This window comes from Paraburkholderia sp. Tr-20389, assembly GCF_017104565.1.
Taxonomy (GTDB): domain Bacteria; phylum Pseudomonadota; class Gammaproteobacteria; order Burkholderiales; family Burkholderiaceae; genus Paraburkholderia.
In genome coordinates, this window is the sequence record NZ_JAAGPD010000068.1 from 12,887 (window position 1) to 33,656 (window position 20,770).

General features: G+C 63.6%; 19 protein-coding genes. 5 read left to right on the forward strand and 14 right to left on the reverse strand.

What is annotated here, in order from left to right; genetic code table 11:
- The first annotated feature begins 10 nt into the window (after positions 1-10).
- The 4 genes from G3N95_RS37555 (at position 11) to G3N95_RS37570 (ending at position 2,751) form a co-directional block, all read left to right on the forward strand.
- On the forward strand, positions 11-940 hold the full coding sequence (locus G3N95_RS37555) for an A24 family peptidase (RefSeq protein ID WP_205975139.1): 930 nt from the start codon (positions 11-13) through the stop codon (positions 938-940).
- A 3-nt stretch (positions 941-943) separates the two neighbouring features.
- Positions 944-1,546 carry a dephospho-CoA kinase gene (coaE, locus tag G3N95_RS37560; protein ID WP_205975140.1) on the forward strand — a complete coding sequence of 201 codons (603 nt, stop codon included), beginning with the start codon at positions 944-946 and terminating at the stop codon, positions 1,544-1,546.
- A 195-nt stretch (positions 1,547-1,741) separates the two neighbouring features.
- The gene (gene zapD, locus G3N95_RS37565) at positions 1,742-2,497 is read left to right on the forward strand and encodes a cell division protein ZapD (RefSeq protein ID WP_205975141.1); all 756 of its coding nucleotides are present in this window, start codon (positions 1,742-1,744) and stop codon (positions 2,495-2,497) included.
- 59 nt (positions 2,498-2,556) lie between these two features.
- On the forward strand, positions 2,557-2,751 hold the full coding sequence (locus G3N95_RS37570; RefSeq protein WP_205975142.1) for a DNA gyrase inhibitor YacG: 195 nt from the start codon (positions 2,557-2,559) through the stop codon (positions 2,749-2,751).
- 66 nt (positions 2,752-2,817) lie between these two features.
- On the opposite strand, the gene G3N95_RS37575 is transcribed toward G3N95_RS37570, so the two are convergent.
- From G3N95_RS37575 to secA, 4 genes are all read right to left on the reverse strand, one after another.
- Entirely contained in the window at positions 2,818-3,261 is a 444-nt protein-coding gene (locus tag G3N95_RS37575; protein ID WP_205975143.1) for an NUDIX domain-containing protein, read from the reverse strand.
- Positions 3,258-4,127 (reverse strand): ATP-binding protein, encoded by an 870-nt coding sequence (locus G3N95_RS37580; RefSeq protein ID WP_205975144.1) that lies wholly within the window; start codon positions 4,125-4,127, stop codon positions 3,258-3,260. Before G3N95_RS37580 ends, G3N95_RS37575 begins: the two co-directional genes overlap by 4 nt.
- Before the next feature lie 28 nt (positions 4,128-4,155).
- Positions 4,156-5,397, reverse strand: coding sequence for a bifunctional glutamate N-acetyltransferase/amino-acid acetyltransferase ArgJ (argJ, locus tag G3N95_RS37585; RefSeq protein WP_205975145.1), 1,242 nt, complete (start codon positions 5,395-5,397; stop codon positions 4,156-4,158).
- A gap of 149 nt (positions 5,398-5,546) precedes the next feature.
- On the reverse strand, positions 5,547-8,357 hold the full coding sequence (secA, locus tag G3N95_RS37590) for a preprotein translocase subunit SecA (RefSeq protein WP_205975146.1): 2,811 nt from the start codon (positions 8,355-8,357) through the stop codon (positions 5,547-5,549).
- Positions 8,358-8,663: 306 nt separating this feature from the next.
- Here secA and G3N95_RS37595 point away from each other — a divergent pair, with 306 nt between their 5' ends.
- Complete coding sequence (locus G3N95_RS37595; protein ID WP_205975147.1) at positions 8,664-9,155, forward strand: DciA family protein; 492 nt, start codon at positions 8,664-8,666, stop codon at positions 9,153-9,155.
- Positions 9,156-9,242: 87 nt separating this feature from the next.
- Here the strand turns inward: G3N95_RS37595 and lpxC are convergent, their stop codons facing one another.
- The 10 genes from lpxC to murD all read right to left on the reverse strand — a co-directional run bounded on the left by lpxC (position 9,243) and on the right by murD (position 20,760).
- Positions 9,243-10,160, reverse strand: a complete 918-nt coding sequence (gene lpxC / locus G3N95_RS37600) for a UDP-3-O-acyl-N-acetylglucosamine deacetylase (protein ID WP_205975148.1) — start codon at positions 10,158-10,160, stop codon at positions 9,243-9,245.
- Between the two features lie 270 nt (positions 10,161-10,430).
- The gene (locus G3N95_RS37605; RefSeq protein WP_205975149.1) at positions 10,431-10,940 is read right to left on the reverse strand and encodes a peroxiredoxin; all 510 of its coding nucleotides are present in this window, start codon (positions 10,938-10,940) and stop codon (positions 10,431-10,433) included.
- 237 nt (positions 10,941-11,177) lie between these two features.
- Entirely contained in the window at positions 11,178-12,371 is a 1,194-nt protein-coding gene (gene ftsZ, locus G3N95_RS37610) for a cell division protein FtsZ (RefSeq protein WP_205975150.1), read from the reverse strand.
- A 122-nt stretch (positions 12,372-12,493) separates the two neighbouring features.
- Complete coding sequence (gene ftsA / locus G3N95_RS37615) at positions 12,494-13,726, reverse strand: cell division protein FtsA (RefSeq protein ID WP_007747080.1); 1,233 nt, start codon at positions 13,724-13,726, stop codon at positions 12,494-12,496.
- 27 nt (positions 13,727-13,753) lie between these two features.
- Positions 13,754-14,506: a cell division protein FtsQ/DivIB gene (locus G3N95_RS37620; protein ID WP_205975151.1), complete on the reverse strand. Its 753-nt coding sequence runs from the start codon at positions 14,504-14,506 to the stop codon at positions 13,754-13,756.
- Positions 14,507-14,521: 15 nt separating this feature from the next.
- Positions 14,522-15,463, reverse strand: a complete 942-nt coding sequence (locus G3N95_RS37625) for a D-alanine--D-alanine ligase (protein WP_205975152.1) — start codon at positions 15,461-15,463, stop codon at positions 14,522-14,524.
- Complete coding sequence (murC, locus tag G3N95_RS37630; protein WP_205975153.1) at positions 15,460-16,854, reverse strand: UDP-N-acetylmuramate--L-alanine ligase; 1,395 nt, start codon at positions 16,852-16,854, stop codon at positions 15,460-15,462. Before murC ends, G3N95_RS37625 begins: the two co-directional genes overlap by 4 nt.
- Positions 16,851-17,969: an undecaprenyldiphospho-muramoylpentapeptide beta-N-acetylglucosaminyltransferase gene (murG, locus tag G3N95_RS37635; protein ID WP_205975154.1), complete on the reverse strand. Its 1,119-nt coding sequence runs from the start codon at positions 17,967-17,969 to the stop codon at positions 16,851-16,853. Before murG ends, murC begins: the two co-directional genes overlap by 4 nt.
- Positions 17,966-19,249 (reverse strand): putative lipid II flippase FtsW, encoded by a 1,284-nt coding sequence (gene ftsW / locus G3N95_RS37640; RefSeq protein ID WP_205975155.1) that lies wholly within the window; start codon positions 19,247-19,249, stop codon positions 17,966-17,968. The genes murG and ftsW overlap by 4 nt, the downstream gene beginning before the upstream one ends.
- On the reverse strand, positions 19,246-20,760 hold the full coding sequence (gene murD, locus G3N95_RS37645; protein WP_205975156.1) for a UDP-N-acetylmuramoyl-L-alanine--D-glutamate ligase: 1,515 nt from the start codon (positions 20,758-20,760) through the stop codon (positions 19,246-19,248). The genes ftsW and murD overlap by 4 nt, the downstream gene beginning before the upstream one ends.
- Positions 20,761-20,770: the final 10 nt, after the last annotated feature.

Genomic DNA, 20,770 nt, shown 5'->3' on the forward strand with positions numbered 1-20,770 from the left:
ACAATCGATCATGCCGATCCCGCTCACGTCCGTATCAGAACCCTCCCTCAGCGGCCCGCTCGCCCGTTTCGCGGACAGCCTCGGCGCGGCCTTCGGCATGTTGCCGGCCGGCGCGCAGATCGCGTTCGTGATCGTCTTCGGTCTCGTGATCGGCAGCTTTCTGAACGTCGTCGTGCATCGACTGCCGATCATGCTCGAACGCGCGTGGCGCACCGAGGTCAGCGAAGCGACGGACCACGCATTCGACGAAGACGGCCTGCCCGAACGCTACAACCTGTGGTTGCCGCGCAGCGCATGTCCTCATTGCGGTCACGTGCTGCGCGCATGGGAGAACGTTCCCGTGTTCAGCTATCTGCTGTTGCGCGGCCGTTGCTCGCAATGCAAGAGGCGCGTGAGCTTCCGCTACCCGCTGCTCGAACTGTCGAGCGCTGCGCTGGCGCTGGGCGCGCTCGTCGCGTTCGGTGCGACGGGCACAGCGCTCGCTGCATTCGGCCTGTGTGCGACGCTGCTCGCGATGAGCGCGATCGATATCGATACGCACCTGTTGCCGGATTCGATGACCTTGCCATTGCTGTGGGCGGGTCTCATCGTCAATTTCAACGCGGTGTTCGCGAGCCTGCACGATGCGGTGATCGGCGCGATCGCCGGTTACCTCGCGCTGTGGTGCGTGCATTGGCTGTTCAAGATCGTGCGCGGCGTCGAAGGCATGGGTTATGGCGATTTCAAGCTGCTCGCCGCACTCGGAGCGTGGCTCGGCTGGGCCGCACTGCCGCAGATCATTCTGATCGCCGCGGTGACGGGAGCTGTCGTGGGCCTGTTTGCAACGTGGATCGGCCGCATGCGGTTCGAAGAGCCGCTGCCGTTCGGTCCGTTTCTCGCGGCAGGCGGCGCCGTGACACTCTTTCTCGGCACGCCGCTTTACCTGGCTTTGGGAGGCTGACGAATGTTTGCTGTGGGATTGACGGGCGGCATCGGCAGCGGCAAGTCCACGGTCGCCGACCTTTTCGCGAAGCGCGGCGTGACGCTCGTCGATACCGACGTGATCGCGCATCGCGTCACCGCGCCGAATGGTCTCGCGATGCCCGCTATCGCTGCGGAGTTCGGCGCATCGTTCGTCGCCGAAGACGGCTCGCTCGATCGCGGCCGCATGCGCGCTCTCGTCTTCAGCGACGAGAACGCGCGCAAGCGGCTCGAAGCGATCACGCATCCATTGATCCGTGCGGAGACCGAGCGTCAGCGTCAACAGGCGGCCGGCCCTTATGTGATCGTCGTGGTGCCGCTGCTCGTCGAATCCGGTAGCTGGAAAACGCGTGTGAACCGCGTGCTCACCGTTGATTGCAGCGTCGAGACACAAATTGAACGTGTGATGCGGCGTAATGCGTTCACGCGCGAACAGGTGCTCGCGATCATCGCGCGGCAGGCTACGCGCGAAGCCCGCCTCGCTGCCGCCGACGACGTCATCGTTAACGACGCCCGTTCGCTCGAACAACTCGACGTTGATGTCGATCAGCTTCATCGCACGTATGTTTCGCTCGCTGGCGCGTAAGCCGTGAGCGATTCTGTTCAAGGTCTGTAATGTCGGCGCATGTTGTCGGGAACAGCGTCCCGGCGCAACGAATGGGCGCAAACGTGCGCAAAAATTGTCGGAAGCTAGCTGAAAAAGTGTGTGATTGCGGGGGTAGTCTCACAGCATTAGAATGTCCTGCAATTCCGTCACCGACCACGCCCGAGGCGAGCCCGCTTGATTCTTTACGAGTATCCCTTCAATGAGCGAATCCGGACGCTGCTGCGCCTCGAAGATCTGTTCGAGCGCTTCACGTTCTTTCTGACTCAGGAAGACGCCAGGGAACATCACGTCGCGCTGACTACGCTGTTCGAAATCGCCGAAGTCGCGGGCCGCGCGGATCTCAAGTCCGATCTGATGAAGGAACTGGAGCGGCAGCGTCAAACGCTCGCTCCGTTTCGCGGCAATCCGGGCATCGAGCAAAATGCGCTCGAGGCAGTTCTCGGCGAAATCGAGCAGACGCTCGCCGGGTTGACGCAAATGCAGGGCAAGACTGGCCAGCATCTTGCGGACAACGAGTGGCTCGCCAGCATCCGCAGCCGCGCCATCATTCCTGGCGGCACCTGCAAATTCGATCTTCCGTCGTACTACGCGTGGCAGCAGACGCATCCCGATCAACGTCGCCAGGACATCGCCAAGTGGATCATGCCGCTTCTGCCGCTGCGCGATGCGGCCGCGATCGTGCTGCGACTCGCGCGCGAATCGGGGCAGGCGTCGAAGGTGATGGCGATGCAGGGGAGCTATCAACAGATGCTGTCGGGGCGCACGTATCAGCTGATGCAGGTGCGCGTGGCACCTGAATTGCGCGTGATTCCGGAAGCAAGCGCCAACAAGTACATGCTGTGGGTGCGCTTCACGGTGCAGGACGGCGATCTGCGTCCGCGCGCAGTCGATGTCGACGTGCCGTTCCAGTTGACGCTGTGCAGTCTTTAACCTGACGCAAACAACCTCATATACGTGGTCTTATTGTTTGCAATTGAACGTCTGATCGAATGGTCACTGTAGTCAAATGCCCGAGCTGCGGAAAGGATGTCCGCTGGACTCCCGAAAACCGCTTCCGTCCGTTCTGTTCCGAGCGCTGCAAGCAGATCGATCTTGGCGCGTGGGCTGCCGAAAAGTACAAGATCGGCGGCACCGATGAGGAACCGCCAAGCGACGACACACCTGGCGAACACCGCTCGCACTGAATAGCGAACGCCAGGCCGCACGCAGTAAAAAAGGCGGAAATCGCGCGTAGCGATTCCGCCTTTATTTCATTCCGCAGCCAGCCACTCCAGCACTGGGATAGTCGCGGGCAACAACGGCGACACCTGAGCGGGCAACGTCTGCCACGCAAACGCCTGACCTTCGCGGCCATGCGGCTCGCCGTCCCAGGCAGTCACTTTGCAGAAATAGAGCCGCACGTACGCGTGCGGATAGTCGTGCTCGAGCACGTGCCAGCGATGGCTCGCCTGCACGTCGATGCCGAGTTCTTCGTGCAGCTCGCGCGCGAGCGCCGCTTCGACCGATTCGCCCGGTTCCAGCTTGCCGCCCGGAAACTCCCAGTAGCCTTCATAGGGCTTTCCGGCGGGCCGTTGCGCAAGCAGATAGCGGCCGTCGGGTTGAACGAGCACGCCGACGGCCACTTCCGTCACCGGCCGCCCTGCTTCGTTGACCTCGCCAGACTTTGGTCCGCCGTTTTGCGCTGCGTCGCTCATGCTTGCGCCCGCTTGCCCGACCAGTCGCGCGCGAACTGCCACGCGACGCGTCCCGAGCGCGAACCGCGCTCCAGCGCCCAGATCAGCGCGTCGCCGCGCGCCGCTTCGACATCGGCGTCGTTGCAACCGAAGTGATGCAGCCAATGCGCCACGATCGACAGATAGTCGTCCTGCTTGAACGGATAGAAGCTGACCCACAGACCGAAGCGCTCGGACAGCGAAATCTTCTCTTCGACCACTTCGCCCGGATGGATCTCGCCGTCGGACGTGTGCTTATACGTCTCGTTGTCGCTCATGTATTCCGGCAGCAGATGCCGGCGATTCGACGTCGCGTAGATCAGCACGTTGTCCGATTGCGCAGCCACCGATCCGTCGAGCGCCACCTTCAGCGCCTTGTAGCCCGACTCGCCTTCTTCGAACGACAGGTCGTCGCAGAACACGACGAAGCGCTCGGGACGCGCCGAGATCAGATCGACGATATCGCCTAGATCGTGCAGATCGTCCTTGTCGACTTCGATCAGCCGCAGACCGTCCTTCGAGTACGCATTCAGACAGGCTTTGATCAGCGACGACTTGCCCGTACCGCGTGCGCCCGTCAGCAGCACGTTGTTGGCAGGCTGCTTCTTCACGAACTGCTTCGTGTTCTGCTCGATCAGGTTTTTCTGGCGATCGATGTTTTGCAGATCGTCGAGCGAGATCAATGAGATGGCGGGCACCGGCTGCAGATAGCCGCGCCCCTGGCGCTTGCGCCAGCGGAACGCGACAGCCGCCGACCAGTCGATCTGCGGCGCGGCGGGCGGAAGCATCGCTTCGAGCCGAACCAGTACGGCTTCGGCGCGGGTCAGGAATTGTTCGAGTTTATCCATGTGGTGATAAGAACGAATCGGAGGCGGATCAGGAACGGTAGTCGGCGTTGATGCTCACGTAGTCGTGCGACAGATCGCACGTCCAGATCGTCGCCTGCGCGTTGCCACGACCGAGTACCACGCGAATCAGGATTTCCGCCTTCTTCATCACGCGCTGCCCGTCTTCTTCCTTGTACTCGGGATTACGGCCACCCGCCTTCGCGACGAGCACGTCGTCCAGATACAGATCGATCTTGCCGACGTCCAGGTCGGTCACGCCCGCATAGCCGATCGCAGCCAGAATGCGGCCGAGGTTCGGGTCCGATGCATAGAACGCCGTTTTCACGAGCGGCGAATGGCCGATCGCATACGCGATCTGGCGGCATTCGGCGACGCTCGATCCGCCTTCCACCTGCACTGTCATGAATTTGGTCGCGCCCTCGCCGTCGCGGACGATCAGTTGCGCAAGCGCCTGCGCCGTTTCCGTCACGGCGTCGCGCAGCGCGGCGTAGGCGGGCGAATCCGTCGACGTGATCGCGGGCAGGCTCGACTTGCCCGATGCGATCAGGATGAACGAGTCGTTCGTCGACGTGTCGCCGTCGATCGTGATGCAGTTGAACGAGCGATCGGCGACATGCTTCACCAGTTCGTCGAGCACCGGCTGCGCTACGTTCGCGTCGAACGCGAGGAAGCCGAGCATCGTCGCCATGTTCGGCTTGATCATGCCCGCGCCCTTGCTGATACCCGTCATGGTGACCGTACTGCCGTCGATCTGGACCTGACGCGACACAGCCTTCGGCAGCGTGTCGGTGGTCATGATGGCCTGCGCGGCATCGTACCAGTGCGCAGCCTGCCGGTTCGCCAGCGCGGCCGGCAAGCCGGCCTTCAGACGGTCGATGGGCAGTGGCTCCAGAATCACGCCCGTCGAGAACGGCAGCACCTGTTCCGGTGCAATGCCTGCCAGTCGTGCGAGTTCGTCGCAGGTTTCGCGAGCGTGCTTCATGCCCGGCTCGCCCGTGCCGGCATTCGCGTTACCCGTGTTCACGACCAGCGCGCGGATGCCCTTGCCGCCCGTACGCACGCGCTCGAGGTGCTCGCGGCACACCGTCACGGGCGCCGCGCAGAAGCGGTTCGACGTGAACACGCCCGCCACCGTCGCGCCTTCGTCGACGGAAATGACGAGCACATCCTTGCGGTTCGGCTTGCGGATGTTCGCCTCGGCCCAGCCTAGCGTGACGCCGGCTACGGGATGGAGTTGAGCGGGATCGATCGAGGGAAAATTGACAGCCATGTTTGCGACCTGTCGAGACTGAAATGCCGGCGGACGCCGGCATCGGGGATCAAGGTTGATGGCGCCGGATGGACCCGCGCCACCGCGAAATCACCAGCAATGCACGCTTCAAACGACGCGGCGCGCATGATGCGCGCCGCCTTCGTGTGTCACGCAATCTTGCCGTGGCACTGCTTGTACTTCTTGCCGCTGCCGCATGGGCATGGATCGTTGCGGCCGACCTTCGGTACGGCGTCGCCCGACAGCGGCGCTGCCGCGCTCCCGCCGTGAGCCATGGCGTCGCCGATCATCGCGGCCGCTGCATTTGCGGCGACGGGCGCCGCCGCGACGGCCGCGCCGCCTTCCGAGTAATCGGCGTGACGGAACTCGACGTTCTCCAGATGACTGCCTTGCTCTTCCATCTGTTCGGCGGCCTGCTCCAGCTGCTCCGGCGACTGGATCTGCACGTTCATCACGATACGCGTAACTTCGAGCTTCACCGAGTCGAGCATCGCGGCGAACAGTTCGAACGCTTCGCGCTTGTATTCCTGCTTCGGGTTCTTCTGCGCGTAGCCGCGCAGATGGATGCCTTGACGCAAATGATCGAGCGCGGCGAGGTGTTCGCGCCAGCTACGGTCGAGCGTTTGCAGCATGACCGAGCGCTCGAACGCGCTGAACGATTCGCGGCCGACCTGCTCGACCTTCGACTCGTAGGCTTCGTCGGCGGCGGCGATCACGGCTTCGAGAATCTCGTCCGGGTCGATCGACTGTGACTCGTTGATCATCTCCTGAATGGCGAGATCGAGCTGCCAGTCGTTACGCAGCGCTTCTTCGAGCTCGGGCACGTCCCACTGCTCTTCGATGCTGCCCGCCGGCACGAACTGACGGACGATGTCCGTAATCACGCCATGACGCATTGCGCCGATGGTTTCGGTGATGTCGTGCGCCTCGAGCAGTTCGTTGCGCTGCTGGTAGATGACCTTGCGCTGATCGTTCGACACGTCGTCGTATTCGAGCAGCTGCTTGCGGATATCGAAGTTGCGCGCTTCGACCTTGCGCTGCGCCGATTCGATCGAGCGCGTGACGATACCCGCCTCGATCGCCTCGCCTTCCGGCATCTTCAGGCGGTCCATGATCGCGCGCACGCGGTCGCCCGCGAAAATGCGCAGCAGCGGATCTTCCAGCGACAGATAGAAACGCGACGAACCCGGATCGCCCTGACGGCCCGCGCGGCCGCGCAGCTGGTTGTCGATACGGCGCGATTCGTGACGCTCGGTGCCGATGATGTGCAGACCGCCCGCGGCCTTCACCTGATCGTGCAGCGTCTGCCACTCGTCGTGCAGCTTCTGGATGCGCGGCGCCTTCTCTTCTTCGGGGATCGACAGGTCGGCTTCGATGAACGCGGCCTGTTTTTCGGCATTGCCGCCCAGCACGATGTCGGTACCGCGGCCAGCCATGTTGGTCGCAATCGTAACGCGCTTCGGACGGCCCGCTTCCGCGACGATGGCTGCTTCGCGCGCGTGCTGCTTCGCGTTCAGCACCTCGTGCGGCAAGCCCGCCTTGTTCAGCAGTTGCGACAGCAGTTCGGAGTTTTCAATCGACGTCGTGCCGACCAGCACCGGCTGACCGCGGTCGAAGCATTCGCGGATATCGCGAATGACCGCGTTGTAGCGTTCCAGCGCCGTCTTGTAGATCTGATCCTGCTTGTCGATCCGCTTCGGCGGGCGGTTGGTCGGAATCACGACCGTTTCGAGGCCGTAAATTTCGTTGAATTCGTATGCTTCGGTGTCGGCCGTACCCGTCATGCCCGACAGCTTCGCGTACATGCGGAAGTAGTTCTGGAACGTGATGGATGCGAGCGTCTGGTTCTCGCTCTGGATCTTCACGTGTTCCTTCGCTTCCACCGCCTGATGCAGACCGTCTGACCAGCGGCGGCCCGCCATCAGACGGCCCGTGAATTCGTCGACGATCACGACTTCACCGTTCTGCACGACGTAGTGCTGGTCTTTGTAGAACAGCGTGTGTGCGCGCAGCGCAGCGTACACGTGGTGCATCAGCGTGATGTTCTGCGGCGCGTACAGGCTTTCGCCCTCGCCGATCAGGCCCCACTCGGCGAGCAGACGCTCTGCCTTCTCGTGGCCCGATTCCGTCAGGAACACCTGGCGCGCTTTTTCGTCCAGCGTGTAGTCGCCCGGCTTCTCGACGCCCGTGCCGTCGGCCTTCTCTTCGCCGATCTGGCGGTCGAGCAGCGGCGGCAGCGCGTTCATCCGGACGTAGAGTTCGGTGTGGTCTTCAGCCTGGCCGGAGATGATGAGCGGCGTACGGGCTTCGTCGATCAGGATCGAGTCCACTTCGTCGACGACCGCGAAGTTCAGCGCCCGCTGCACGCGCGCATCGGTCTCGTAGACCATGTTGTCGCGCAGGTAGTCGAAACCGAACTCGTTGTTCGTGCCGTACGTGATGTCCGCGGCGTACGCTTCCTGCTTCAGGCCGTGATCCATCTGCGACAGGTTGATACCCACCGACAGCCCGAGGAAGTTGTACAGACGCGCCATCCATTCGGCGTCGCGCTGCGCGAGGTAGTCGTTCACCGTCACGACGTGCACGCCCCGGCCCGACATTGCGTTCAGATACACCGGGAGCGTCGCGACGAGCGTCTTGCCCTCGCCCGTGCGCATTTCCGCGATCTTGCCGTAGTGCAGAACCATGCCGCCGATCAGCTGCACGTCGAAGTGCCGCATCTTCAGCACGCGCTTGCTCGCCTCGCGGCAGACCGCGAACGCCTCGGGCAGCAGCTTGTCGAGCGACTCGCCGCTGCTCACGCGTTGCCGGAATTCCGTGGTTTTCGCGCGCAGTTGATCATCCGTCAATTGCTCGATCTGCGGTTCGAGCGCATTGATCGCCGCGACGGTCTTTTGATATTGCTTGACGAGCCGCTGGTTGCGGCTGCCAAAAATCTTTTGTAGAAAACCGGTGGTCATCGGATCGTGGTTGCGTCGCGGTTTCGGTCGGGTTGCAAGGCTGGTTTTTACACCTCTTTACCTTGTTGCAACCCTTGGCCGAAGAAGCCTCGGCGGCTTAGGTCCAAGAGAAATTCGAATCACGGATTTTAGCACGCGCCCCCGCGTACGCCTGTGTCAGCGGCAAGACGCCTGGCCATCCGGCCAGCGCCGAAGCGCTGCCGATACCGCCATCCGGCACACCGCAAAACGGCGTTGAGCGCCCGGGCCGCACGGTACAATCGCGGCATGAGGCACGCGGGGCGCGTGCTGCCAACAAAGTCCCAGATGAGCCGTTTTTCACCGTTTTCAAGGCAATCGCTGAAGCCGGGCACCCGGTCGTTCAACGTGCGCCGCCCACAGGCCGTCGCTGAAGTGCTGAATCGCACCGACGCGTTCGCCGCCTTGCGCGCCGGCGTCGAGCAGGTTGCCGCGCTGGAGCGCGACCTCGCCGAGCTGCTGCCCGATTATCTGGCGACGAGCGTCGAGCCTGGCTTCATCAAGGACGGCGTGCTCGCGCTTTTCGCCGCGCACAATGCGCTTGCCGCGCGGTTGCGGCATCTGGAGCCGCGTCTGTTGTCGGATCTGCAGCAGCGCGGCTGGCCTGTCAATTCCCTGCGGATTCGCGTGCGTCCGCAGCCTGCGAAAGAGCCGGCGCGTGCAAAAGAGGCGCGGATGTCGCGCGTCGGCGCCGACGCGCTGCATGCACTCAGCGAAACGCTGGAGCCTTCGCCGCTGCAAGCCGCATTGGCGCGCATGGCGGCTCGCCACCGGAAGTGAACCCGTCGCGTGGAGTTGGGAAATAAAAAAGCGGCCTGTTCAGGCCGCTTTTTCGTTGCTGCTCGACATGGCGCCGAAGCGCCCGCTTCAGGCAAACGCCGTCTGCGTGTCATAGGCAAAACCGCGCGGCGCCTTCAACGGATCGTCGAACGTGACGATTTCGTACGAATCTTCGTGCGCCAGCAGTTCGCGCAGCAGCGCATTGTTCAGGCCGTGGCCCGACTTGTACGCGTCATACGCGGCCAGCAGCGGGTGGCCGACCACGTACAGGTCGCCGATCGCGTCCAGCATCTTGTGCTTCACGAACTCGTCGTCGTAGCGCAAGCCGTCGTTGTTCAGGATGCGGTACTCGTCCAGCACGATCGCGTTGTCCATGCTGCCGCCGCGCGCCAGACCCAACTCGCGCATCATCTCGACCTCATGCGCAAAGCCGAACGTACGGGCACGGGCGATTTCACGCACATACGACGTGTTCGCGAAGTCCACTTCGAGCGCCTGGCCGGTTTTGTCCACAGCCGGATGGCGGAAGTCGATCGTGAATTTCAGCTTGAAGCCGAAGTACGGATCGAGACGTGCAAACTTGTCGCCCTCGCGGATTTCGACAGGCTTCGTGACCTTGATAAATTTCTTCGCCGCGTTCTGCTCTTCGATTCCCGCTGACTGGATCAGGAACACGAAGGACGCCGCGCTGCCGTCCATGATGGGAATTTCTTCAGCCGTCACGTCGACGTAGAGATTGTCGATCCCGAGGCCCGCGCATGCGGACATCAGGTGTTCGATCGTCGACACGCGCGCGCCGTCTTTCTGCAACACCGATGCGAGCCGCGTATCGCCGATCGCCATCGCCGACGCGGGAATGTCCACCGGCGTGGGCAAATCCACGCGGCAAAACACGATGCCCGTGTCCGGCGCCGCCGGGCGGAGCGTCAGGTTGACCTTGCGCCCCGAATGCAGGCCGATGCCAACCGTTTTGACGATCTGTTTGATAGTGCGCTGCTTCAACATGGTGATCTTCTATTCGATTGAAAATCCTAATCAGGATTTTTTAATTCATAGCACGAATTATACTCCAATCGTTTCCGGAGCGTCGTTGCGCTGGCGTTTCAATCTGTTTCTCTACGTTACCTGATCGGGAAGCGTGACGGGCCGATGCCCGGAACGGAGGCGTTTCCGGTCATCGGCCCGCGTTACGGCCTGTCACAACGGCGTCACGAAAAGCGTTGCCGCAGCGCAACAAACAGCGTTTGGCAGCTGCGACGAAGCCTCAAGGGCGCGTCATGCCTGGCTCAACGTCGCGAGAATACTGGCCGCATCGCTCACTTCGAACTTGCCGGGTGCCTCGACGTGCAGCGTCTTGACCACGCCGTCGTCGATCACCATTGCGTAGCGCTGGGAACGGATTCCCATGCCGCGCGCCGACAGATCCTGCTCCAGACCGAGGGCTCGGGTGAAAGCCGCGCTGCCGTCCGCCATCATGCGCACCTTGCCCGAGGTGTGCTGATCGCGTGCCCACGCGCCCATCACGAACGCGTCGTTGACGGATACGCACCAGATTTCGTCGATGCCGGCAGCGTGCAACTTGTCTGCCTGTTCGACGTAGCCCGGCACGTGCTTCGCCGAGCAGGTCGGCGTGAACGCGCCCGGCAATCCGAAGATCACCACGCGCTTGCCGGCCGTCTGCTCGCGCACGTCGAAGCTGTTCGGCCCGATCGTGCAGCCCTCGCGCCCGTCTTCGATCAACTCGTAAACGGTCGCCTGGGGAAGCTTTTCACCTACCTGAATCATGCTCGTTCCTTCGCATCGATGCGGAGCACGCTCGCACGTACTCGTGCCGCAGTGGACGTTTCATCTGGCGACAGTGGCCCGAACCGCTTCGCGCTAACGAAGAGGGCACCTGTCCATGCCGCGCGCGCCAACCAACGCGGCCTGTTTGCCATTCCACCCGCCACGCTCGTGCACTTCTGCTGAGCGCAATCAACGAATCACCGATTACGCCGCAGAAAGCCCGCTCCTGCGTGAGCCTCAGTCTGCCTGCTTGCGCAGGAAGGCCGGGATGTCGTACGTATCGACGCCCTTTTCCTGCAGCGCCTGCACGTGCGAAGCAGCCGTGTCACGCGAGGTGCGCCACACTGCCGGCGTGTCCAGCGAACCGTAGTCCGCCGTCACTGCCTGATGCGGCGTGTACGCGTGCTGCATCGCGCCGACCGGCTGATTGTCCGTGCCCGTGCGCAGCAGCGTCATCGGGGTTTGCTGCTGCTTCTTCGCAGCACGGCCCAGACCCGTTGCCACCACCGTCACGCGCAGCGCATCGCCCATCGCGTCGTCGTACACCGCGCCGAAAATCACGGTCGCGTCATCAGCAGCATAGCTCTTGATCGTGTTCATCACTTCGCGCGTTTCCGACAGACGCAGCGAACGGCTCGACGTGATGTTCACCAGCACGCCACGTGCGCCCGACAGATCGACGCCTTCCAGCAGCGGGCTGGCGACAGCCTGTTCCGCCGCGAGACGCGCGCGATCGACGCCGGCCACCGTCGCCGTGCCCATCATCGCCTTGCCCTGCTCGCCCATCACCGTCTTCACGTCTTCGAAGTCGACGTTCACCAGACCGTCGACATTGATGATTTCGGCGATACCGGCAACTGCGTTGTTGAGCACGTCGTCAGCGCACTGGAAGCACTTGTCCATTTCGGCGTCATCGCCCATCACCTCGAACAGCTTGTCGTTCAGAACGACGATCAGCGAGTCGACGTGATCCTCCAGTTGCTGCGAACCGGCTTCGGCGACGCGCATGCGCTTGCCGCCTTCGAACTCGAACGGCTTGCTGACGACACCCACCGTCAGAATGCCCATTTCCTTGGCGATCTGCGCGACCACGGGTGCTGCGCCCGTGCCCGTGCCGCCGCCCATGCCCGCCGTGATGAACACCATGTGCGCGCCACGCAGTGCGTCAGCGATGCGCTCACGTGCTTCTTCTGCTGCTGCGCGGCCCATTTCCGGCTTGGCGCCTGCGCCCAGACCCGTATTGCCCAACTGGATGACGTTAGGGGCGCGCGAGCGCGACAGCGCCTGAGCGTCCGTATTCATCACGATGAAGTCGACGCCTTGCACGCCGCGATTGATCATGTGCATGACCGCATTGCCGCCCGCACCACCGACGCCCACCACCTTGATGATGGTGCCGTTGGTTTCCGTTTCCAGCATCTGGAATTCCATGTTGCCTCCGTCAAGAAAAAATGTACCCGCTACTCGGCCGTTATTCGGCAGGAGATCGGGCAACCTCCTGTCGCGCGCCAGCCGCCGGCACCAGCGCGAATTTCCTTTTACTTCGAATTCTTTTAGAAATTGCCGAGGAACCAGTCCTTCATCCTCGTGAACACCTGACCCATCGATCCCGACTGCACCGCGACCTTGCGTCCGCGCATACGCTGCGAGCGTCCTTCGACGAGCAGACCCATCGCCGTCGAATAACGCGGATTGCGCACCACGTCCGCGAGACCGCCTGCATATTCCGGCACGCCGATCCGCACCGGTTTCAGGAAAATGTCTTCACCCAGCTCGACCATGCCCGGCATCATCGACGCGCCGCCCGTCAACACGACGCCCGAGCTAAGCAGTTCTTCGTAACCCGACTCGCGCACGACCTGCTGCACGAGCGAAAACAGTTCTTCGACGCGCGGCTCGATCACGGCCGCCAGCGCCTGGCGCGACAGCGTGCGCGGACCGCGTTCGCCGAGACCCGGCACCTCGATCATCTCGTCCGGATCGGCGAGCGCCTGCTTCGCGATGCCGTAGCTGACCTTGATGTCTTCGGCATCCGGCGTCGGCGTGCGCAGCGCCATCGCGATGTCGCTCGTGATCTGGTCGCCGGCGATCGGAATCACGGCCGTATGACGGATCGCGCCTTCGCTGAAGATCGCGATGTCCGTCGTGCCGCCGCCGATATCGACCAGCACCACGCCCAGCTCTTTTTCGTCTTCCGTCAACACCGCCAGCGACGACGCCAGCGGCTGCAGGATCAGATCGTTCACTTCGAGGCCGCAGCGGCGCACGCACTTCACGATGTTCTGCGCCGCGCTCACCGCGCCCGTCACGATGTGCACCTTTACTTCGAGACGGATGCCGCTCATCCCGATCGGCTCGCGCACGTCTTCCTGGCCGTCGATGATGAATTCCTGCGTCAGGATGTGCAGCACCTGCTGATCGGTCGGAATGTTGATCGCCTTGGCCGTTTCGATCACGCGCGCGACGTCCGTCTGCGTCACTTCCTTTTCCTTGATCGCGACCATCCCGCTCGAATTGAAGCTGCGGATGTGACTCCCTGCGATCCCGGTGAACACGTTCGTGATCTTGCAGTCGGCCATCAACTCGGCTTCTTCGAGCGCTCGTTGAATGGACTGCACCGTGGCCTCAATGTTCACCACGACGCCTTTTTTGAGCCCTTTCGATTCGCTCTGGCCGAGTCCGATCACCTCGTAATGACCTTCGCCCTTCAACTCGGCGACGATGGCAACCACTTTCGCCGTGCCGATGTCGAGGGCTACCAGCAGATCTTTATAGTCTTTACTCATAGCGTGCTCATTGCGTGTGATGTCCTGTTACTTCTTGCCCTTGTCGGGTTCCGTAATGAAGCGCATGCCTGCCGCACGAATGGCGAAGCCGTTCGGATAGCGCAAGTCCGCATATTCGATGTCCGTCCCCCAACGTTGCGTCACCGCGCCCCATGCCGCGGTGAGCCGCTTGCAGCGATCGGCGAGCGTGTCCTGATTGCGCTCGCGTCCCAGTTCGACCTGCATGCCGTTCGACAGCTTCACCGTCCACGCGAAGCGCGGTGACAGCGTCACTTCATCCGGCGTCGCGCCGACTGGCGCAAACCACTTCTTGAAGTCCCGATAGCGCGCGACAACTTCCTTCGCGGACCCTTCCGGACCATCGAACGCGGGCAACTCGTCTTCAAGCTCGCCCTGGTTCGCGGTGAACACCTCTCCGTCTGTGCTCACCAGCTGATCGGTACCCCATGTGCCGATCGGCTTGTACTCTTCGAGCGTCACCGCGAGCGCGTTCGGCCACACGCGGCGCACGCTCGCATGACGCACCCACGGCATCTGCTCGAACGCCTGGCGCGCCGTGTCGAGATCGACTGTGAAGAAGTTGCCCTTCAACCGGCCGACCACACCCGCGCGCACCGTCGGCGAGTTGATGTGCTCCACGTCGCCGTCGATACGGATCTCGCGCAGCGTGAAGTTCGGACGCTGGATCAGCCAGTAGCCGCCCGCCGCCACCAGCACGAGCAGCAACAACGCGTGCAACGCGTTGGCGGCGAGATTGAGCTGGCGAACGTTGTTCCACATGTCGAGGCGTGTTCCTTAATCCTTCAGCGTCAGCGCGAGCACCTTCACCACCAGTTCCTGGTAGCTGATGCCGACAGCACGCGCGGCCTTCGGCGGCAACGAGTGATCCGTCATGCCGGGCGCCGTGTTCACTTCGAGGAAGTACGCGTTGCCTTCACCGTCCAGCATGAAATCGGCGCGACCCCAGTCGGTGCAGCCGAGCACGTCGAACGCCTGGCGCGCGAGCTTCTTGAGGCGCGTTTCTTCTTCAGCCGCGATACCGCACGGAATCATGTACTGCGTGTCGTTGGCGATGTACTTCGCGTGATAGTCGTAGAACTCGCCGGCGGGCACGATGCGGATGATGGGCAGATCGAGATCGCCCGCGATGCACGCCGTGTATTCGCCGCCGCCTTCGATGCTCTTCTCGACCACGACGATCTTGTCGAACTTCACCGCTTCTTCCAGTGCGGGCACGAGTGCGTCGGCCGTCTTCACCTTGATGACGGCGACGCTCGAACCTTCGCTGGCCGGCTTCACGAAGAGCGGCAAGCCGAGCTTCGCGACGATGTCCTGCGCGCGCGCGGCATAGTCGTCGCCGCGCAGCACGGCTTCGAACGGCGGCGTCGGAATGCCGAGCTGCTGCCACACGAGCTTCGTGCGGAATTTGTCGAGACCGAGCGCCGAGCCGAGCACGCCGCTGCCCGTGTAACGGATGCCGTAAAAATCGAGCGCGCCCTGAATCTGGCCGTTCTCGCCGTAGCCGCCATGCAGCGCGTTGAACGCGCGCACGAAGCCTTCGTCCTTGAGCGCCGCGAGCGGACGCTCGGCGGGATCGAACGGATGCGCGTCGACGCCCGCATCGCGCAGGCCTTGCAGCACGAGACGGCCGGAGTTCAGCGACACTTCGCGCTCGGCGGACGCGCCGCCCAGCAGCACGGCAACCTTGCCGAAAGATTTAGGATCGATACCGCTCATTTCACACCTTCGTTTCCTGCGAGCCGACCCGGCACGCTGCCGATCGAACCCGCGCCCATCGTGATCACCACATCGCCGTCGCGCACGATTGCACCGAGCGCATCCGGCACTTCATCCACAGTTTCGACAAACACCGGCTCGACCTTGCCCGCGACGCGGATCGCGCGTGTGAGCGAACGACCGTCCGCCGCGACGATGGGCGCTTCGCCCGCCGAATAGACTTCCGTCAGCACGAGCGCGTCGACCGTCGACAGCACCTTCACGAAATCTTCGAAGCAGTCGCGCGTGCGCGTGAACCGGTGCGGCTGGAACGCGAGCACGAGACGCTTGTCGGGGAACGCGCCGCGCGCCGCCGCAATCGTCGCCGCCATTTCGACCGGGTGATGGCCGTAGTCGTCGACGAGCGTGTACGCGCCGCCGCTCGTCACGCTCACTTCGCCGTAACGCTGGAAACGGCGGCCGACGCCGTTGAAATCCGCGAGCGCTCGCTGGATATCGGCATCTTTCACCTCAAGTTCAGTCGCAATTGCAATTGCGGCCAGCGCGTTCTGCACGTTGTGCAGGCCGGGCAGGTTCAGCACGATGTCGATGGGCGGCGCATCTTCGCGCATCGCGGTGAAATGCATCTTGCCTTCGCGCGCTTCGACATTGACGGCGCGCACCTGCGCGTCGGGCGCAAAGCCGTAGCGGATGATCGGCTTCGACACGAACGGCAGGATCTCCTTCACGTTCGGATCGTCGACGCACAGCACCGCAATTCCGTAAAACGGCAGACGATGCGTAAATTCAATGAACGCCTGCTTCAGCCGCGCGAAGTCGTGGCCGTAGGTGTCCATGTGATCGGCGTCGATGTTCGTGATGACTTCGATCACCGGGAACAGGTTCAGGAACGACGCGTCCGATTCGTCCGCTTCGGCGACGATGAAATCGCCCGTGCCGAGACGCGCATTCGCACCCGCGCTGATCAGGCGTCCGCCGATCACGAAGGTCGGATCGAGACCGCCCGCCGCCAGCACGCTTGCCACCAGCGAGGTGGTCGTGGTCTTGCCGTGCGTGCCCGCGATCGCGATGCCCTGCTTCAGGCGCATCAGTTCCGCGAGCATCACGGCGCGCGGCACGATGGGGATACGGCGATGACGCGCGGCCAGCACTTCGGGGTTGTCGCTGCGCACGGCCGTCGACACGACGACAGCGTTCGCGCCTTCGATGTTCTCTGCGTCGTGACCGATCGCGATGCGCGCGCCGAGCGCGGCGAGGCGCTCCGTCACCGCGTTGCGCGACAGGTCCGAACCGCTTACCTGATAGCCGAGATTGACGAGCACTTCGGCGATGCCGCTCATGCCCGCGCCGCCGATCCCGACGAAGTGAATGTGTTTGACGATATGTTTCATTGCTGCTTTCCTTCCGGGCTCAGGCTCGGGGTCACGCCCGCCACCGTTGCGCAGATCTGTGCGACCTGTTCGGTGGCGTCGGGTTTCGCGAGCGAGCGCGAACGCTCCGCCATCTCCGCGAGCGAGGCCCGCGTCTGGCTGCGCAACCAGCCGGCGAGCGCTTCCGCCGACAGATCGCGTTGTTGTACGAGCAGCGCCGCGCCGTTGTCGGCGAGAAACGCTGCGTTGGTTGTCTGGTGATCGTCGACGGCGTACGGGAACGGCACGAAGAATGCCGCTACGCCCACCGCCGCGATCTCGGCGACCGTCATCGCGCCCGAACGGCAGATCACGAGATCCGCGTTCGCATAGGCGCTCGTCATGTCGTCGATGAACGGCACTAGCTGCACGTCGTCGCCCGCCGCGAGGCCCGCCGCCTGGTAGTTCGCGCGCAGTGCGTCGATATGCTTCGCGCCCGCCTGATGCACGATGCGCGGCCGCTCCTGCGGCGCCAGCTTCGCGAGCGCGCGTGGCACCACTTCGTTCAGCGCCGAAGCGCCGAGGCTGCCGCCCACGACCAGCACATTGAGCGGACCGCTGCGCGCCGCGTAGCGTGCCTGGGGTGCCGGCGTGCGCGCCAGTTCCTCGCGAATGGGGTTGCCCGTCCACTCGGCGTGCGGCAGCGCTTTCGGAAACGCGACAAGCACGCGCCTCGCGAGCTTCGCCAGCACCTTGTTCGCGAGACCGGCGATCGAATTCTGTTCATGCAGAACGAGCGGCGTGCCGCTCAGCGCCGTCATCACGCCCGCGGGGAACGTGATGTAGCCGCCCATACCGAGCACGACATCGGGCTTCACGCGACGCAGCACGGACAGGCTCTGCATGCACGCGCGCAGCAGATTCACGGGCAGCATCAGCTTGGTCTTCATGCCCTTGCCGCGCAGGCCGCCGAACTGCACGTACTCCATCGGAATGCCGTGCTTCGGAACGAGCGTCGCTTCCATGCCGTTGGGATTGCCGAGCCACACGACGCGCCAGCCCCACGCCTGCATCAGATGCGCGACGGCAAGCCCCGGGAACACGTGTCCCCCGGTGCCTCCCGCCATCACCATCAGCGTGCGTTGTTGCATCGTCATACCTTGCCCCCGCGCATCAGCACACGATTTTCATAGTCGACCCGCATCAGCACGCCGACGGCAATGCAGTTCAGCAAGATGCCCGAGCCGCCGTAGCTGACGAGCGGCAGCGTGAGACCTTTGGTGGGCAGCAGGCCGAGGTTCACACCCATGTTGATGAAGGTCTGCGCGCCGAACCAGATGCCGACACCCTTCGCGACCAAACCCGCGAATGTGCGGTCGAGCGCGAGCGCCTGACGGCCGATTTCGAACGAGCGGCGCACGATCCAGTAGAACATCAGGATCACGACGAGCACGCCGACAAAACCGAGTTCCTCGCCGATCACGGCCAGGATGAAGTCGGTGTGCGCTTCGGGCAGGTAGTTGAGCTTCTCGACGCTGCCGCCGAGACCGACGCCGAACCATTCGCCACGGCCGAAGGCGATCAGCGAGTGCGTCAACTGATAAGCCTTGCCCTGTGCATAGCGGTCGTCCCACGGATCGAGGTACGCGAAGATCCGCTCGCGGCGCCACGGCGACGCCCACACAAGCAGCGTGAACGTACCGATGGCCGTCGCCACCAGTCCGCCGAAAATCTTCCCGTTCACGCCGCCGAGGAACAGCACGCCCATCGCGATCGCCGCGATCACCATGAACGCGCCCATGTCGGGTTCCAGCAGCAGCAGCATGCCGACCACGCCGACGGCGAAACCCATCGGCAGGAAGCCCTTTGCGAAGCTGTGCATGTACTCCTGCTTGCGCACGGTGTAGTTCGCCGCGTAGATCGTCACGGCGAGCTTCATGATTTCCGACGGCTGCATGTTCGTGATGCCGAGGGGAATCCAGCGGCGCGCGCCGTTCACGCCCTTGCCGATGTGCGGTATCAGCACGATCACGAGCGCGACGAGCGCGATCAGGAAGAGCTTCGGCGCGTACTTGTCCCACGTCGTAATCGGCACACGGAACGCGACCACGCCCGCCACCGACCCCATCACGACGAAGATGACCTGGCGCACGAGGAATGCGTAGTCGCGATACGACGCGTATTTCGGCGAATCGGGCATCGCGATCGACGCCGAGTACACCATCACGATGCCGAGACCCAGCAGCGCGACGACGACCCACAGCAGCGAGTGGTCGTAGTCGAGCATCCGCGAGCGCAACGGACGCACGCCGTTGACTGCGCTCGACAGCCCGCCCGTGCGCGACGTGCGCTCGGAAGCCGCCGCACCGCCGGTGTGTCCAGCGACAGAACCGCGTTGCTTGCCGAGTTGCGAACCGAAGCGTTCCGTCCAGCTCATATCATCGTCCCCCGTTCGGCAGCGATGTCTTCGACCGCGCTGCGGAAAATCGCTGCGCGATGTGCGTATCCCTTGAACATGTCGAAGCTCGCGCACGCAGGCGACAGCAGCACGGCATCGCCCGGTTGCGCGACGGCGCTCGCTGCGCGCGTCGCTTCTTCGAGCGTAGCGTGATCGGTCATCGCGATGCCCGTGTGCTCGAGCGCGGCGCGAATCTGCGGGGCGTCGCGGCCGATCAGCATCACGGCACGGCACCAGCGCGTGACGGGTTCGGCGAGCGGATCGAATTCCTGACCCTTGCCGTCGCCGCCCGCGATCAGCACGACGCGCTGCGCGAGCCCGTCGAGCGCCGCGACGGTCGCGCCGACATTGGTGCCCTTGCTGTCGTCGACGTAATCGACGCCTTCGATCGACGCGATCAGTTCGACCCGATGCGGCTCGCCGCGATACTCGCGCAAGCCGTGCAGCAGCGGCGCGCCCGGCAGACCGACCGCGCGTGCCAGCGCGAACGCGGCAAGCGCGTTCGTCGCGTTGTGCAAACCGCGAATGCGCAACGCGTCAGCGGGCATCAGGCGCTTCAGACCGATATCCGGCGGCGTCGTGGATTCGCTCTTGCGGCGGCGCGTGGGCACGGGTTCGTCAGTGGCGTCACGGTCTTGCGCCTGCACGAGCCAGATCATGCCGTTGTCGCGCAGCAAGCCGTAGTCCCCGTCGCGCACCGGCTCGTTGACGCCGAACGTCACCAGTTGAGCGCCGCTCTGCTCCGCAGGCGCGAGTGTCATCACGCGCGCGTCGTCGCGGTTGAGCACGCGCACCGTGTTCTTGCCGAAAATCTTGCCCTTCGCGGCCGCGTACGCATCGAGGCCGCCGTGCCAGTCCAGATGATCCTGCGTGATATTGAGGATCACGGCAGCGTCGGGCTCGAACGTATGCGCCGTTTCCAGCTGGAAGCTCGACAGTTCGAGCACCCAAACGTCGGGCAGCGCGGTGTTGTCGATCGCTTCCGTGAGCTTGTCGAGCGCGGCGGGACTGATGTTGCCCGCAACCGCGACCTTCTTGCCCGCGCGTTCGCACAGCAAGCCCGTGAGACTCGTCGTGGTCGTCTTGCCGTTCGTGCCCGTGATCGCGATCACCTTCGGCGCGTAACCGCTTTCGCCGAGCGTCTTCAGCGCCTGCGCGAAGAATTCGAGTTCGCCCCACACGGGGATGCCGCGCTCGCGCGCGGCGGAGATCAGCGGCACGAGGTCGGCGGCGAGCGGCGACAGGCCCGGACTGATCGCGACCAGTTCGACGCCTTCCAGCAGCACCTCCGAAAACGGCCCGCCGACAAAATTGCCTTCGATACCGTGCGCTTCGAGCGCCGACAGGTTCGGCGGCACTTCGCGCGTGTCGGCGATACGCAGGCGGCAACCATGCCGCGCGCACCAGCGCGCCATCGCGAGGCCCGATTCACCGAGCCCCAGCACGAGCACCATCGGCTTTTGCCGATCCCGAAACTTCTCGCCAAACATCGACTGCTTC